At 64.0% G+C, this 14,429-nt stretch carries 9 protein-coding genes and 3 rRNA genes; 1 reads left to right on the top strand and 11 read right to left on the bottom strand.

All coding sequences use genetic code 11. The annotated features are described in order from the left end of the window. Positions 1 to 135: 135 nt before the first annotated feature. From ACSMXV_RS23935 to ACSMXV_RS23885, 11 genes are all read right to left on the bottom strand, one after another. Positions 136 to 1,191: a lysophospholipid acyltransferase family protein gene (locus ACSMXV_RS23935; protein WP_473173338.1), complete on the bottom strand. Its 1,056-nt coding sequence runs from the start codon at positions 1,189 to 1,191 to the stop codon at positions 136 to 138. Positions 1,192 to 1,205: 14 nt separating this feature from the next. Further along, positions 1,206 to 2,267: an NAD-dependent epimerase/dehydratase family protein gene (locus tag ACSMXV_RS23930; RefSeq protein WP_181866103.1), complete on the bottom strand. Its 1,062-nt coding sequence runs from the start codon at positions 2,265 to 2,267 to the stop codon at positions 1,206 to 1,208. Between the two features lie 336 nt (positions 2,268 to 2,603). Further along, positions 2,604 to 2,702 (bottom strand): 30S ribosomal protein bS22, encoded by a 99-nt coding sequence (locus ACSMXV_RS23925; RefSeq protein WP_003948845.1) that lies wholly within the window; start codon positions 2,700 to 2,702, stop codon positions 2,604 to 2,606. Between the two features lie 148 nt (positions 2,703 to 2,850). Further along, the gene (locus ACSMXV_RS23920) at positions 2,851 to 3,060 is read right to left on the bottom strand and encodes a helix-turn-helix domain-containing protein (protein WP_093781815.1); all 210 of its coding nucleotides are present in this window, start codon (positions 3,058 to 3,060) and stop codon (positions 2,851 to 2,853) included. Between the two features lie 128 nt (positions 3,061 to 3,188). Beyond that, entirely contained in the window at positions 3,189 to 4,004 is an 816-nt protein-coding gene (locus tag ACSMXV_RS23915) for a phosphatase (protein ID WP_473173337.1), read from the bottom strand. Positions 4,005 to 4,221: 217 nt separating this feature from the next. Continuing rightward, on the bottom strand, positions 4,222 to 5,394 hold the full coding sequence (locus ACSMXV_RS23910) for an acetoin utilization protein AcuC (RefSeq protein WP_473173336.1): 1,173 nt from the start codon (positions 5,392 to 5,394) through the stop codon (positions 4,222 to 4,224). Then, positions 5,345 to 6,619, bottom strand: a complete 1,275-nt coding sequence (locus ACSMXV_RS23905; protein ID WP_473173335.1) for an MFS transporter — start codon at positions 6,617 to 6,619, stop codon at positions 5,345 to 5,347. Before ACSMXV_RS23905 ends, ACSMXV_RS23910 begins: the two co-directional genes overlap by 50 nt. Positions 6,620 to 6,677: 58 nt before the next feature. Further along, entirely contained in the window at positions 6,678 to 7,325 is a 648-nt protein-coding gene (locus ACSMXV_RS23900) for an HAD family hydrolase (protein WP_473173334.1), read from the bottom strand. Between the two features lie 71 nt (positions 7,326 to 7,396). After that, positions 7,397 to 7,513, bottom strand: a 5S ribosomal RNA gene (gene rrf / locus ACSMXV_RS23895). 90 nt (positions 7,514 to 7,603) lie between these two features. Next, a 23S ribosomal RNA gene (locus ACSMXV_RS23890) occupies positions 7,604 to 10,725 on the bottom strand. A 320-nt stretch (positions 10,726 to 11,045) separates the two neighbouring features. Further along, a 16S ribosomal RNA gene (locus tag ACSMXV_RS23885) occupies positions 11,046 to 12,571 on the bottom strand. Together the 16S, 23S and 5S rRNA genes form the textbook arrangement of a ribosomal RNA operon. 842 nt (positions 12,572 to 13,413) lie before the next feature. On the opposite strand from ACSMXV_RS23885, the gene trpS reads away from it, so the two are divergent. Continuing rightward, positions 13,414 to 14,412 carry a tryptophan--tRNA ligase gene (gene trpS, locus ACSMXV_RS23880; protein WP_473173333.1) on the top strand — a complete coding sequence of 333 codons (999 nt, stop codon included), beginning with the start codon at positions 13,414 to 13,416 and terminating at the stop codon, positions 14,410 to 14,412. The last annotated feature ends 17 nt before the right edge of the window (positions 14,413 to 14,429 follow it).

Below are 14,429 nucleotides of genomic sequence, written 5' to 3'. Positions count from 1 at the left end.
CGTCCCGTCCCCGGCATACGTTGATGGGGCGCCCCCAATCGGGGGGCGCCCCATCAACGTATGCGCGGCAGCTGCGAGTCCGACGTCAGACGAACCCACAAGACCTCCGACGTCAGAAGACCACAGAAGAACAGGTCAGAAGAACACAGACCGCCGCTGCACGAGCAACTTGTACAGCGTGTGCTGGATCTGTTCGCGTACCTGGTCCGTCAGGTTGAACATCAGCATCGGGTCCTCGGCCGCCTCCGGCGGATAGCCGTCCGTCGGGATCGGCTCGCCGAACTGGATCGTCCACTTCGTGGGCAGCGGCACCGCGCCCAGCGGGCCGAGCCACGGGAACGTCGGCGTGATCGGGAAGTACGGGAACCCGAGCAGCCGCGCGAGCGTCTTCGCGTTGCCGATCATCGGGTAGATCTCCTCAGCACCGACGATCGAGCACGGCACGATCGGGGTCCCGGCCCGCAGCGCGGTCTGGACGAAGCCGCCCCGCCCGAAGCGCTGCAGCTTGTAACGCTCGCTGAACGGCTTTCCGATGCCCTTGAAGCCCTCCGGCATCACCCCGACCAGCTCGCCCCGCTGCAGCAGCCGCTCGGCGTCCTCCGCGCACGCCAGGGTGTGCCCGGCCTTGCGCGCCAGCTCGTTGACGACCGGCAGCACGAACACCAGATCCGCGGCGAGCAGCCGCAGATGCCGGCCTTCGGGGTGGTTGTCGTGCACGGCGACCTGCATCATCAGGCCGTCGAGCGGCAGCGTCCCCGAGTGGTTGGCGACGATCAGCGCCCCACCGTCCGAGGGGATGTTCTCGATGCCCTTCACCTCGACGCGGAAGTAATTCTCGTAGAGCGGCCGCAGCAGCGACATCAGGACCTGGTCGGTGAGCTCCTGGTCGTACCCGAAGTCGTCGATTTCGTAGTCGCCGGTCAGCCGCCGCCGCAGGAAGGCCAGGCCGCCCGCGATCCGCCGGTCCCAGCCGGCTGTGGCCGGCTCCCGCCGGGGCTCGTGCGGTTCCTCAGGCTCACGCGTCATCGGCGCACCGCCCTGCTCCTGTGCATACGGTCCCGGCAGGACCTGGACCTCGCGGGCGCCCACCGGCTCCGCCTTCCGCCGGGCCGGGGCCCGGCGGCGTGGCGGGCGCTGCGCACCCCCGCGCGAGCGATCGTCGTCGAACGGAATGACCTTGGCGTCCGCCATCGTTGATGCGCTCCTCATGTGGCGCTCTGCGTCGGGGGGTGGCCGCTGCCCAGGACGGGCAGCGCGGCGATCCGGTCGACGGCCCCTGCAAGGGCCTCCGGCGGCAGCAGTCCCGGGCCGCGGCTGCGTACGAAGTCCGCGAACGTCTCCGCGGTCGTGTACTTCGGCTGGAACCCCAGTGTCTCGCGCATCTGATGGGTCGACACGACCCGGCCATGCGTGAGCAGCCGGAGCTGCTCGGGCGAGAAGTCGGTCATGCCCAGCGTGCGCAACGCCGTACCGACCCAGCTGACGGCGGGCAGCAGCACGGGCACGGTCGGGCGGCCCAGACGGCGCGCGCACTGCGAGAGCAGCAGCACGCCGTCACCGGCGATGTTGAACGTGCCGCTGTTGAGCGTGCCGCGTGCCGGCTCGTGCGAGGCGATCCGCAGCACGTCGATCACATCGTCCTCGTGCACGAACTGCAGCCGGGGGTCGTAGCCGAACACGGTCGGCAGTATGGGCAGCGAGAAGTAGTCGGCGAGCGGCGAGTCCGCGGTGGGGCCGAGGATGTTGGCGAAGCGCAGCACGCACACGGCCACATCGGGGCGGCGCCGCGCGAAGCCGCGCACATACCCCTCGACCTCGACGGTGTCCTTGGCGAAGCCACCGCTGGGCAGCGACTTGGGCGGCGTCGTCTCGGTGAAGACGGCGGGATCACGCGGCGCCGACCCGTACACGTTCGTACTGGACTTCACGACCAGGCGCTTGACGCTCGGCGACTTCTGGCAGGCACCGAGCAGCTGCATGGTGCCGATGACGTTGGTCTCCTTGACCGAGGCCCGGCTGCCTCCGCCCAGCGGGTAACCCGTGACATCCAGGTGGACGACCGTGTCGACGGCGTGCTCGGCGAGCACGCGGGCGATCGTCGGCTGCCGGATGTCGGCCCGCACGAAGTCGGCGCCCCCCAGATGATGCTCGGGCGGCACCGCGTCCACGGCGACCACCCGCTCCACTTCGGGATCGCGCTGGATCCGCCGTACGAACCGGCCTCCCAGCTGACGGGCCACCCCCGTCACGAGCACGACCTTGCCCAAGATCAGCGCCTACCTTCCCAGCCCTCGTCGCGCCCTGTCCTGCCGCTCCTGCGCGCCACGTTAGCGGCTGGATGTTGCGCTGTGATGACCACTCGATGCAGGAAGTGACGACAGCCACAGATGTACGTACAGACCATGTGCACAGCTTGCGCAGACCTACGTACAGATCCGCGCAGGGACCAAGCTCTCCCGGGCCAGCGTACGACCGCGCATGCGACAGGGGAAAAGACCTGCGCCCTGCATGCCCTGAAAAGGCGACTGATTTCCGGTGAACGGACTGTGGCCCTCCCACCGTGCGGTGGAAGGGCCACAGAGCGCGCTTGATGCAGCGGCCGCCTACTTCTTGTTGCGGCGCTGCACGCGGGTGCGCTTCAGCAGCTTGCGGTGCTTCTTCTTCGCCATCCGCTTACGCCGCTTCTTGATAACAGAGCCCACGACTACCCTCGCTCACTTCTCGGACAACCCCCGCGGGGGCGGGGACAATCACTCGGTGCGGGGCTGACTTGGGCCCACACGACCTACGAGGGGTTAGCCTACCCCGCCCGAGCTCCGCATCTGTAATCGAGGGTCCCGGAGGACGCCGTCAGGCCGTTTCCACCCCCACATACGACTCGCGAAGGTACTCGTGAACCGCTTGCTCCGGGACTCGGAAGGACCTCCCCACCCGGATCGCGGGCAGATGACCGCTGTGCACCAGCCGGTACACGGTCATCTTCGACACTCGCATCACCGAGGCGACTTCCGCCACGGTCAGGAACTGAACCTCATTCAGAGGCCTCTCGCCAGCAGCCATGACACACCTGAACCTTCCACACATGACGGGCACCGGCTTCCCCTCCGGTGACTCCTCGTCGCTGTGCGCTCACTCCCCAGACTAGGGGCGGGTGATGCGAGTGGGGAAGAGGAGCAGCCATCGGCTGCTTACTGTGACAGACACGCTCGATTGAGTACATAGCGAGTAAGCGGTCGGTAGTAATCAGACCGCACAGCGTCATCAAGCGGAACGACGACGGACACCCGCCCCTCCGCCTCCCCCACGAACAGCGCCGGATCGTCCGTGTCGGCCACCCCGATGGTGTCAATACCGAGCTGACCTGCCCCGCAGGCCCATCCGTGGTCTCCGACAACGAGCACCGGCAGAGGGCCGCCGGCATCGGCGGCGGCCGCCAGGGCGGTGCGAACCGGGAGTGGCGAGTGAGTGTGTGCGCCGGTGTCACAACCGGCGCCCTGGGCGCCTGCTTCCCGCACCAACGCGACTCCTCGTACGTAGTCGAGGTTGTACGTACGTAGACCGAACCGGGTCGTTATGTCGACACGACGACCCTGCGCCGGGGTGAGAACGGGACAGCCGGCCGCTGACAGCGCACCGGCCAAAGCGGCGTAGAAGTCAAGGAGCCGATGCGGGTGACCCGTCCCCAGGAGCACGGGTTCGCAGCGCCGCGCCGCCTCGCCGAGCCGCTTCGCGAAGGCGTCGAGCCCCGCCAGAGTCCGCTCGGGATCGATCACGTCATGCCCTGTCGTGTGCAGGGGATCGGCCGATACACCGCACTTGTCGGCCATGAGCGCGATCACATCCCGCTGGCCCCAGCTCCACTCGGGGTCGAGTCCGAGCAGCACCCGCGGATCCCGGGCGGCGAAGAGCCGGTAACTCCGCAGGCTCTCCTCGCGCGAGGTGGCCACGGGCCCGGCCAGTCTGGCCGCCAGGAGATGCGCACGCAACGCTCCGGTGCTCAACACGCCCCGATGCTGGCGCACCGGCACCGGCCGGACCTCGAAAACCGGGGAAAGACCGCACAGTTGGCGTAACACCACTTGTCCGAGCCCTGCGATCCGCTAACGCGAACCCTGTGACGCCGCTGCGGGCCAGCTCGTGGCTGCTGCGCGGTGAAGGCCCGCGAGCCAGGGCGCGGCCGTGGGCGCGGATCAGGGCCCGTGTTGGCGCCGCGCCACGGGCCTAGGGCAGGAGTCCCCGCAGCGGGAACACGGCACGACGCGCGGCGAGGACCGCCTGGTCCAGGCGGTCGGCCGGGTCGTATCCGTCCTCCCATCCCTTCCAGGAGGCGGGCCACCGCCCGTCCGTCATACGCGCCGGCGCCAACTGCCGTGTCCGCGCATAGACTTCCTGCCGCCACTCCTCGGGGATCTGGGTCTCCGGCTCGATGGGCCGTCCCGCCGCGATCGCCACCAGATGCGTCCACGACCGGGGCACCACGTCCACCACCGCGTAACCGCCGCCGCCGAGCGCGACCCACCGCCCGCCGGCGTACTCATGGGCGAGGTCATGGCACGCGACCTGCACCGCCCGCTGTGCGTCCAGCGACACCGCGAGATGCGCCAGCGGGTCCTCGAAGTGCGTGTCCGCGCCGTGCTGGGTCACCAGGACCTGCGGCCGGAAGTCCGCGAGCAGTTCCGGTACGACCGAGTGGAACGCCCGCAACCAGCCCGCGTCCCCGGTTCCGGGCGGCAGCGCCACATTGGCCGCCGATCCCTCCGCCGAGTCGGCGCCCGTCTCCTCCGGCCACCCTGTCCCCGGAAACAGCATCCGCGGATGCTCGTGCAGCGAGATCGTGAGCACCCGGGGGTCCTCCCAGAACGCCGCCTGTACGCCGTCACCGTGGTGCACGTCCACATCGACGTACGCGACGCGCTCCGCGCCCAGCTCCAGCAGACGCGCGATCGCCAGCGACGCGTCGTTGTAGATACAGAATCCCGCGGCGCCCCCGGGCATGGCATGGTGCAGCCCGCCCGCGAAGTTCACCGCGTGCAGCGCATCGCCGCGCCACACCGCCTCGGCCGCGCCCACCGACTGCCCGGCGATCAGGGCCGACACCTCGTGCATGCCGGCGAACGCCGGATCGTCCATCGTCCCGAGCCCGTACGTGCCGTCCGCGGCATCCGGATCGGCGGAGGCGGCCTTCACCGCCTCGATGTAGTCCTCACGGTGGACGAGCCGCAGCGTCGAGTCACCCGCCCGCTTGGCCGCCACCACGTCCACCGCGCTGTCCAGCCCGAACGCGGCGACGAGTCGCCTGGTCAGCGCCAGTCGGACCGGATCCATGGGGTGGTCCGGACCGAAGTCATAGCCCGTTACTGCTTCGTCCCACATCAGCTGTGCGCGGCCGCTCATGCCCGTCACCGTATCGGTGTGGTCCAGCGCTGAACGACTTGGCATACAGCAACGTCACAAGCACGAGCACCATGGGGACGAGCATCGCCCCCCGGTAGTTCCACGCGTCCCCGAGCGCGCCGACGAGCGGGGAGCCGATCAGGAAGCCCACGTAGTTGAAAACATTGAGCCGCGCGATCGCCGTGTCGGATGCCCCGGGGCTGTGACTTTCAAAAGCGTGCCGCCCTGCCGCCGCGAAAGTCTGCGGCACGATCACGCACAGCCCCAGCCCGACCAGCGTGAAGCCGAGCATGCCGACCCACGCCCCCGGCGCGGCCGCCACGACGGCGAACCCGAGCGCGGCCACCAGCGCCCCGCCGCGTACGACGGCGACGGCACCGAATCGCCGCACCCCGAGATCCCCCAGCGACCGCCCGATCAGAGTGGTCACCATGTAGACGTTGTACGGAACGGTCGCCACCTGCTCCGAACTCCCCAGCACATCCTGCAGATACTTCGCGCTCCAGTTGGAGACGGTCGAGTCACCGATGTACGCGAAGGTCATCACCAGGCACAGAGGCAGCAGCATTCTGAAAACGACGGGGCCGGCTTCGGCGGTCGGTTCCACCGCGCCTTCGGACAAGGGGCCTTCGGGCAAGGGGCCTTCGGCGACCGGGCTTGCGAGGGCGCCCGAGTCGACGTACCACCGACTGCCGACAAGCGCCGCCGGCAACAGCACGACGACCACCGGCAGGTATGACAGCAAGAGCTCGAGCTCCCAGTGCGCGCCCGCCCAGGCCAGAGACGCTCCCGCGATCCCGCCCAGGCTGTACGCGGCGTGAAACCCGAGCATGATGCTGCGTCCGTAGGACCGCTGCAGACTCACACCCAGCATGTTCATCGACGCGTCCAGTGCCCCGACGGCAAGCCCGAACGCGGAGAGGGCCAGGGCCAGTTCCCACATACTGTCGCCGGCCGCGACCCCGAGCAGTGCGAGCAGCACGACAGGCTGCGACCAGCGCAGCACGCGGCTCGGCCGCACCCGCTTCACCAGCCACTCTGTGGCCACGCTGCCGACTCCGGCGAGTATCGGCACGGCGGCGAGGAATGCGGGCAGCAGCCCGTCGGATATCCCGTAGCGGTCCTGGATCGCGGGTATGCGCGTCACCAGCAGGGCGAACGCGACACCCTGTGCAAAGAAGCTGAACGCCAGAGACGCCCTACCGCGCCGCAGCACTTCTGTCATGGCGGGAGCGTAGGGCCCCGGGATACCCGTGGGTAGCGGATCAGAACATGAATTTCGCTCAGCTCTTGAGGAGGTCGACCAAGACGCCCATGTCCGGGAAGAGTTGCGTGGCGCCTGTGAGCCGGTGGGCGGGCGTCATGGCGGTGTAACCGTAGACGTCCATGCCGGCCGCCAGAGCCGCCTGTACGCCGAGCGGACTGTCCTCGATCACGACGCAGCGCTCGGGGGCGACCCCCATCGAGGCGGCGGCGTGCAGGAAGAGGTCGGGTGCGGGCTTGCCCCGTCCGACGTCCTCGGCGCTGAAGAGCCTCGTCTCGTCGAACCAGTCGTCAAGTCCGGTCGTCCGGTGGGAGAACCGGATCCGTGCATGCCGCCCGGAGGAGGCTACGCAGTACGGCACACCATCGACCTGGAGCCATTCGAGTACGTCGACGACGCCGGCCACGGGCTTCAGATCCCTCTCAAAGGCGGCGAGAGTCCGAGCCAGGACCTCTCCATCGAATTCGCCGGGCAGTTCCTTGCCGTACCGCTCACGGATGGTGTCGTGAACGCGATGGATGGAGCCGCCCATGTAGTCGCGTATGGAGTCCTCGTACGTCGTGGGGTGCCCCAACTCGGTGAGATAAGCGGCGAGAACCGTGTTGGACAGGGGCTCGCTGTCGACGAGGACGCCGTCATTGTCGAAGATCACGAGGTCGTAGCGCATAACGCCGAGCCTAAACGAGCCGAACGCAGAAAAGCCCCACACCATACGGTGTGGGGCTTTTCTCAAGAATTGTTCGGCGGCGTCCTACTCTCCCACAGGGTCCCCCCTGCAGTACCATCGGCGCTGTGAGGCTTAGCTTCCGGGTTCGGAATGTAACCGGGCGTTTCCCTCACGCTATGACCACCGAAACACTATGAAACTCTCAACCGCACCACGCTGCGCAACGCAACGCGGGGTTGTTCGTGGTTTCAGAACCAACACAGTGGACGCGAGCAACTGAGGACAAGCCCTCGGCCTATTAGTACCAGTCAACTCCACCCATTACTGGGCTTCCATATCTGGCCTATCAACCCAGTCGTCTACTGGGAGCCTTACCCCATCAAGTGGGTGGGAGTCCTCATCTCGAAGCAGGCTTCCCGCTTAGATGCTTTCAGCGGTTATCCCTCCCGAACGTAGCCAACCAGCCATGCCCTTGGCAGAACAACTGGCACACCAGAGGTTCGTCCGTCCCGGTCCTCTCGTACTAGGGACAGCCCTTCTCAAGACTCCTACGCGCACAGCGGATAGGGACCGAACTGTCTCACGACGTTCTAAACCCAGCTCGCGTACCGCTTTAATGGGCGAACAGCCCAACCCTTGGGACCGACTCCAGCCCCAGGATGCGACGAGCCGACATCGAGGTGCCAAACCATCCCGTCGATATGGACTCTTGGGGAAGATCAGCCTGTTATCCCCGGGGTACCTTTTATCCGTTGAGCGACGGCGCTTCCACAAGCCACCGCCGGATCACTAGTCCCGACTTTCGTCCCTGCTCGACCCGTCGGTCTCACAGTCAAGCTCCCTTGTGCACTTACACTCAACACCTGATTGCCAACCAGGCTGAGGGAACCTTTGGGCGCCTCCGTTACTCTTTAGGAGGCAACCGCCCCAGTTAAACTACCCATCAGACACTGTCCCTGATCCGGATCACGGACCCAGGTTAGACATCCAGCACGACCAGACTGGTATTTCAACGACGACTCCACAACCACTGGCGTGGCCGCTTCAAAGTCTCCCAGCTATCCTACACAAGCCGAACCGAACACCAATATCAAACTGTAGTAAAGGTCCCGGGGTCTTTCCGTCCTGCTGCGCGAAACGAGCATCTTTACTCGTAGTGCAATTTCACCGGGCCTATGGTTGAGACAGTCGAGAAGTCGTTACGCCATTCGTGCAGGTCGGAACTTACCCGACAAGGAATTTCGCTACCTTAGGATGGTTATAGTTACCACCGCCGTTTACTGGCGCTTAAGTTCTCAGCTTCGCCATGACGAATCATGACTAACCGGTCCCCTTAACGTTCCAGCACCGGGCAGGCGTCAGTCCGTATACATCGCCTTACGGCTTCGCACGGACCTGTGTTTTTAGTAAACAGTCGCTTCTCGCTGGTCTCTGCGGCCACCCCCAGCTCGAGGAGCAAGTCCTCTCACCAAGCGTGGCCCCCCTTCTCCCGAAGTTACGGGGGCATTTTGCCGAGTTCCTTAACCATAGTTCACCCGAACGCCTCGGTATTCTCTACCTGACCACCTGAGTCGGTTTAGGGTACGGGCCGCCATGAAACTCGCTAGAGGCTTTTCTCGACAGCATAGGATCATCCACTTCACCACAATCGGCTCGGCATCAGGTCTCAGACTATGTGCCAGGCGGATTTACCTACCTGACGTCCTACACCCTTACCCCGGGACAACCACCGCCCGGGATGGACTACCTTCCTGCGTCACCCCATCACTCACCTACTACCAGCTCGGGTCACCGGCTCCACCACTCCCCTCAACTCCGAAGAGATCAGGGCGGCTTCACGGGCTTAGCATCACTGGATTCGATGTTTGACGCTTCACAGCGGGTACCGGAATATCAACCGGTTATCCATCGACTACGCCTGTCGGCCTCGCCTTAGGTCCCGACTTACCCTGGGCAGATCAGCTTGACCCAGGAACCCTTAGTCAATCGGCGCACACGTTTCCCACGTGTGTATCGCTACTCATGCCTGCATTCTCACTCGTGAACCGTCCACCACTGCCTTCCGGCGCGGCTTCACCCGGCACACGACGCTCCCCTACCCATCACAGCGGGCGTTGGCCCTTATGCTGCAATGACACGACTTCGGCGGTACGCTTGAGCCCCGCTACATTGTCGGCGCGGAATCACTAGACCAGTGAGCTATTACGCACTCTTTCAAGGGTGGCTGCTTCTAAGCCAACCTCCTGGTTGTCTCTGCGACTCCACATCCTTTCCCACTTAGCGTACGCTTAGGGGCCTTAGTCGATGCTCTGGGCTGTTTCCCTCTCGACCATGGAGCTTATCCCCCACAGTCTCACTGCCGCGCTCTCACTTACCGGCATTCGGAGTTTGGCTAAGGTCAGTAACCCGGTAGGGCCCATCGCCTATCCAGTGCTCTACCTCCGGCAAGAAACACACGACGCTGCACCTAAATGCATTTCGGGGAGAACCAGCTATCACGGAGTTTGATTGGCCTTTCACCCCTAACCACAGGTCATCCCCCAGGTTTTCAACCCTGGTGGGTTCGGTCCTCCACGACCTCTTACAGCCGCTTCAACCTGCCCATGGCTAGATCACTCCGCTTCGGGTCTTGAGCGCGCTACTAAACCGCCCTATTCGGACTCGCTTTCGCTACGGCTTCCCCACACGGGTTAACCTCGCAACACACCGCAAACTCGCAGGCTCATTCTTCAAAAGGCACGCAGTCACGAGGTAGGAACAAGTTCCTACCCGACGCTCCCACGGCTTGTAGGCACACGGTTTCAGGTACTATTTCACTCCCCTCCCGGGGTACTTTTCACCATTCCCTCACGGTACTATCCGCTATCGGTCACCAGGGAATATTTAGGCTTAGCGGGTGGTCCCGCCAGATTCACACGGGATTTCTCGGGCCCCGTGCTACTTGGGTGTCTCTTAAACGAGCCGCTGATGTTTCGACTACGGGGGTCTTACCCTCTACGCCGGACCTTTCGCATGTCCTTCGCCTACATCAACGGTTTCTGACTCGTCCCACGGCCGGCAGACCGTAGAAAAGAGATCCCACAACCCCCTGCATGCAACCCCTGCCGGGTCTCACACATACAAGGTTTAGCCTCATCCAGTTTCGCTCGCCACTACTCCCGGAATCACGGTTGTTTTCTCTTCCTGCGGGTACTGAGATGTTTCACTTCCCCGCGTTCCCTCCACATGCCCTATGTGTTCAGGCATGGGTGACAGCCCATGACGACTGCCGGGTTTCCCCATTCGGAAACCCCCGGATCAAAGTCTGGTTGACGACTCCCCGGGGACTATCGTGGCCTCCCACGTCCTTCATCGGTTCCTGGTGCCAAGGCATCCACCGTGCGCCCTTAAAAACTTGGCCACAGATGCTCGCGTCCACTGTGCAGTTCTCAAACAACGACCAACCACCCATCACCCCACTGGAGATCCAGTGAGTGCACTGGGGTCGGCATCGAAGGCTTCCCGGCCATACGGCCGCACCTTCAGACACCCAACAGCGTGCCCGACACACTCCCCGGCTCCCCTCAACGTTCCACGCTCAAAAGAGCAGTACTGGAAGGAGAAGACGATCAAGTGTGCCGAATAATCAACGTTCCACCCATGAGCTAACCACCGTCGATCGTTCGCCGACGTAGTGGCTCTGGACCACCAAGCAAGCTTGGCGGCCTAGATGCTCCTTAGAAAGGAGGTGATCCAGCCGCACCTTCCGGTACGGCTACCTTGTTACGACTTCGTCCCAATCGCCAGTCCCACCTTCGACAGCTCCCTCCCACAAGGGGTTGGGCCACCGGCTTCGGGTGTTACCGACTTTCGTGACGTGACGGGCGGTGTGTACAAGGCCCGGGAACGTATTCACCGCAGCAATGCTGATCTGCGATTACTAGCAACTCCGACTTCATGGGGTCGAGTTGCAGACCCCAATCCGAACTGAGACAGGCTTTTTGAGATTCGCTCCACCTCACGGTTTCGCAGCTCATTGTACCTGCCATTGTAGCACGTGTGCAGCCCAAGACATAAGGGGCATGATGACTTGACGTCGTCCCCACCTTCCTCCGAGTTGACCCCGGCAGTCTCCTGTGAGTCCCCATCACCCCGAAGGGCATGCTGGCAACACAGAACAAGGGTTGCGCTCGTTGCGGGACTTAACCCAACATCTCACGACACGAGCTGACGACAGCCATGCACCACCTGTATACCGACCACAAGGGGGCGACCATCTCTGGCCGTTTCCGGTATATGTCAAGCCTTGGTAAGGTTCTTCGCGTTGCGTCGAATTAAGCCACATGCTCCGCTGCTTGTGCGGGCCCCCGTCAATTCCTTTGAGTTTTAGCCTTGCGGCCGTACTCCCCAGGCGGGGAACTTAATGCGTTAGCTGCGGCACCGACGACGTGGAATGTCGCCAACACCTAGTTCCCACCGTTTACGGCGTGGACTACCAGGGTATCTAATCCTGTTCGCTCCCCACGCTTTCGCTCCTCAGCGTCAGTAATGGCCCAGAGATCCGCCTTCGCCACCGGTGTTCCTCCTGATATCTGCGCATTTCACCGCTACACCAGGAATTCCGATCTCCCCTACCACACTCTAGTCTGCCCGTATCGAATGCAGACCCGGGGTTAAGCCCCGGGCTTTCACATCCGACGTGACAGACCGCCTACGAGCTCTTTACGCCCAATAATTCCGGACAACGCTTGCGCCCTACGTATTACCGCGGCTGCTGGCACGTAGTTAGCCGGCGCTTCTTCTGCAGGTACCGTCACTTTCGCTTCTTCCCTGCTGAAAGAGGTTTACAACCCGAAGGCCGTCATCCCTCACGCGGCGTCGCTGCATCAGGCTTTCGCCCATTGTGCAATATTCCCCACTGCTGCCTCCCGTAGGAGTCTGGGCCGTGTCTCAGTCCCAGTGTGGCCGGTCGCCCTCTCAGGCCGGCTACCCGTCGTCGCCTTGGTGAGCCACTACCTCACCAACAAGCTGATAGGCCGCGGGCTCATCCTGCACCGCCGGAGCTTTCAACCCTCACAGATGCCCGTGAGAGTGTTATCCGGTATTAGACCCCGTTTCCAGGGCTTGTCCCAGAGTGCAGGGCAGATTGCCCACGTGTTACTCACCCGTTCGCCACTAATCCACCCCGAAGGGCTTCATCGTTCGACTTGCATGTGTTAAGCACGCCGCCAGCGTTCGTCCTGAGCCAGGATCAAACTCTCCGTGAATGTTTTCCCGACTGCGCCTAATTAAAGGCTGCGGGCCGACACCACGAGAGCGGAACAGCCAGGCGGAATAAGCCCGGCCGTTCACAGCGTCCTCGCTGTGTTATTTCAAAGGAACCTCGCCCCAGCCGAACCGGCCGGAGACGGGGTATCAACATATCTGGCGTTGATTTTTGGCACGCTGTTGAGTTCTCAAGGAACGGACGCTTCCTTTGTACTCACCCGAAAGACTCTCTCAGGCTTTCCTCCGGGCGCTTCCCTTCGGTCTTGCGTTTCCGACTCTATCAGATCGTTTTCCGATCCGATTTCCTCGGTGCTTTCCAGGTTCTCGCTTTCGCGTTTCCCTTTCCGGCGGTTCCGACTCTATCAGATCCTTTCGGGCCTGATTCCCAGTCGGCGGGTTTGTCTTCCCGGCTGTTGGGCCGTTCCGACGAGTGAGACTTTAGCGGAATCCTGCCTCCCGAGCTAATCGGGGGTCGCGCCCTTTCGAACGCTGATTCCTCATTTCGCAAACACGCATGAAAACGAGCCGACGACGAGTCGTCGTTCGTTTGGATGGTTCTTGCGGAATGGCTGTCCGGGGCCGACCGGAGTCGGTGCTCACGTCGGACAACTCGGAGAACACTACGTATGTCGGCCGGTCATGTCAACTCGGCGCCGGGGGGCGTACTCTTGTGGGCATGTCCAAGCATGCGTTCACCCAGCAGTGGTGGGCCGCCTGACGGCGGCCGTACTTACGCATGCACTCAACGGCCGCCGCTCCGGCGGCCGTTCGCGTATCTCCCTCCTGGAGGAACCTGAGCCGGCCGGCGGGCAGCGGCGGCCGGCGACCAGGAGGTGGAGAGATGACGCGGATCTTCAGCGGGGTCAAGCCGACGGGGCATCTGACGCTGGGGAACTATCTAGGGGCCGTACGGCAGTGGGCGGAAGTCGACCAGCACCGTGCTGATGCGTTGTTCTGCATCGTCGACCTGCACGCCCTGACGGTGGAGCATGATCCGGGGCGCGTGTGCAGGCTCAGCCGCCAGGCGGCGACGCTGCTGCTGGCGGCTGGACTCGAGCCGGCCCAGTGCACCGTGTTCGTACAGAGTCATGTGGACGAGCACGCGCGTCTGTCGTATCTGCTCGAGTGCGTCGCAACCGACGGCGAGATGCGGCGGATGATCCAGTACAAGGAGAAGTCCGCGCGCGAGCGGGCGCGTGGCGGGAGTGTGCGGCTCTCGCTGCTGACGTATCCCGTGCTGATGGCGGCGGACATCCTGGCGTACGGGGCCGACGAGGTGCCGGTCGGGGATGACCAGAGACAGCACGTCGAGCTGACGCGGGATCTGGCGGTGCGGTTCAACCAGCGGTACGGCCACACGTTCGTGACGCCTCGCGCGACGCATCCCGTGGTGGCGGCTCGGGTCATGGATCTGCAGGAGCCGACGTCGAAGATGGGGAAGTCGCACGATGCCGGAGCCGGGATCGTCTATCTGCTCGACGAGCCGGATGTGGTGCGGAAGAAGATCATGCGGGCGGTGACCGACAGTGGGCAGGAGGTCGAGTACGACCGGGAGGCCAAGCCGGGGATCTCGAATCTGCTCGAGATTCTCGCGGCTTGTACGGATGGGGAGCCCGAGAAGCTGAGTGGTGCGTACACGTCGTACGGGGCCTTGAAGAAGGACACCGCCGACGCCGTGGTGGAGGTGCTCAAGCCACTGCAGGAAAGGCACAGGGAGCTTGTTGCCGATCCTGCCTATGTGGACGGGGTGTTGAAGGAGGGGGCGGAGAGGGCCAGGGGAATGGCCAGGCCGACGGTGGATGCGGCCTATCGGGCGATCGGGCTGCTGCCGCCTTCGTGACCGATGGGCGCGGCGGT

The sequence above is a fragment of the Streptomyces sp. DSM 42067 genome, from assembly GCF_055792885.1.
Note: the sequence above shows the minus strand (reverse complement) of the source record. Positions and strands in the feature narration are given on the sequence as shown.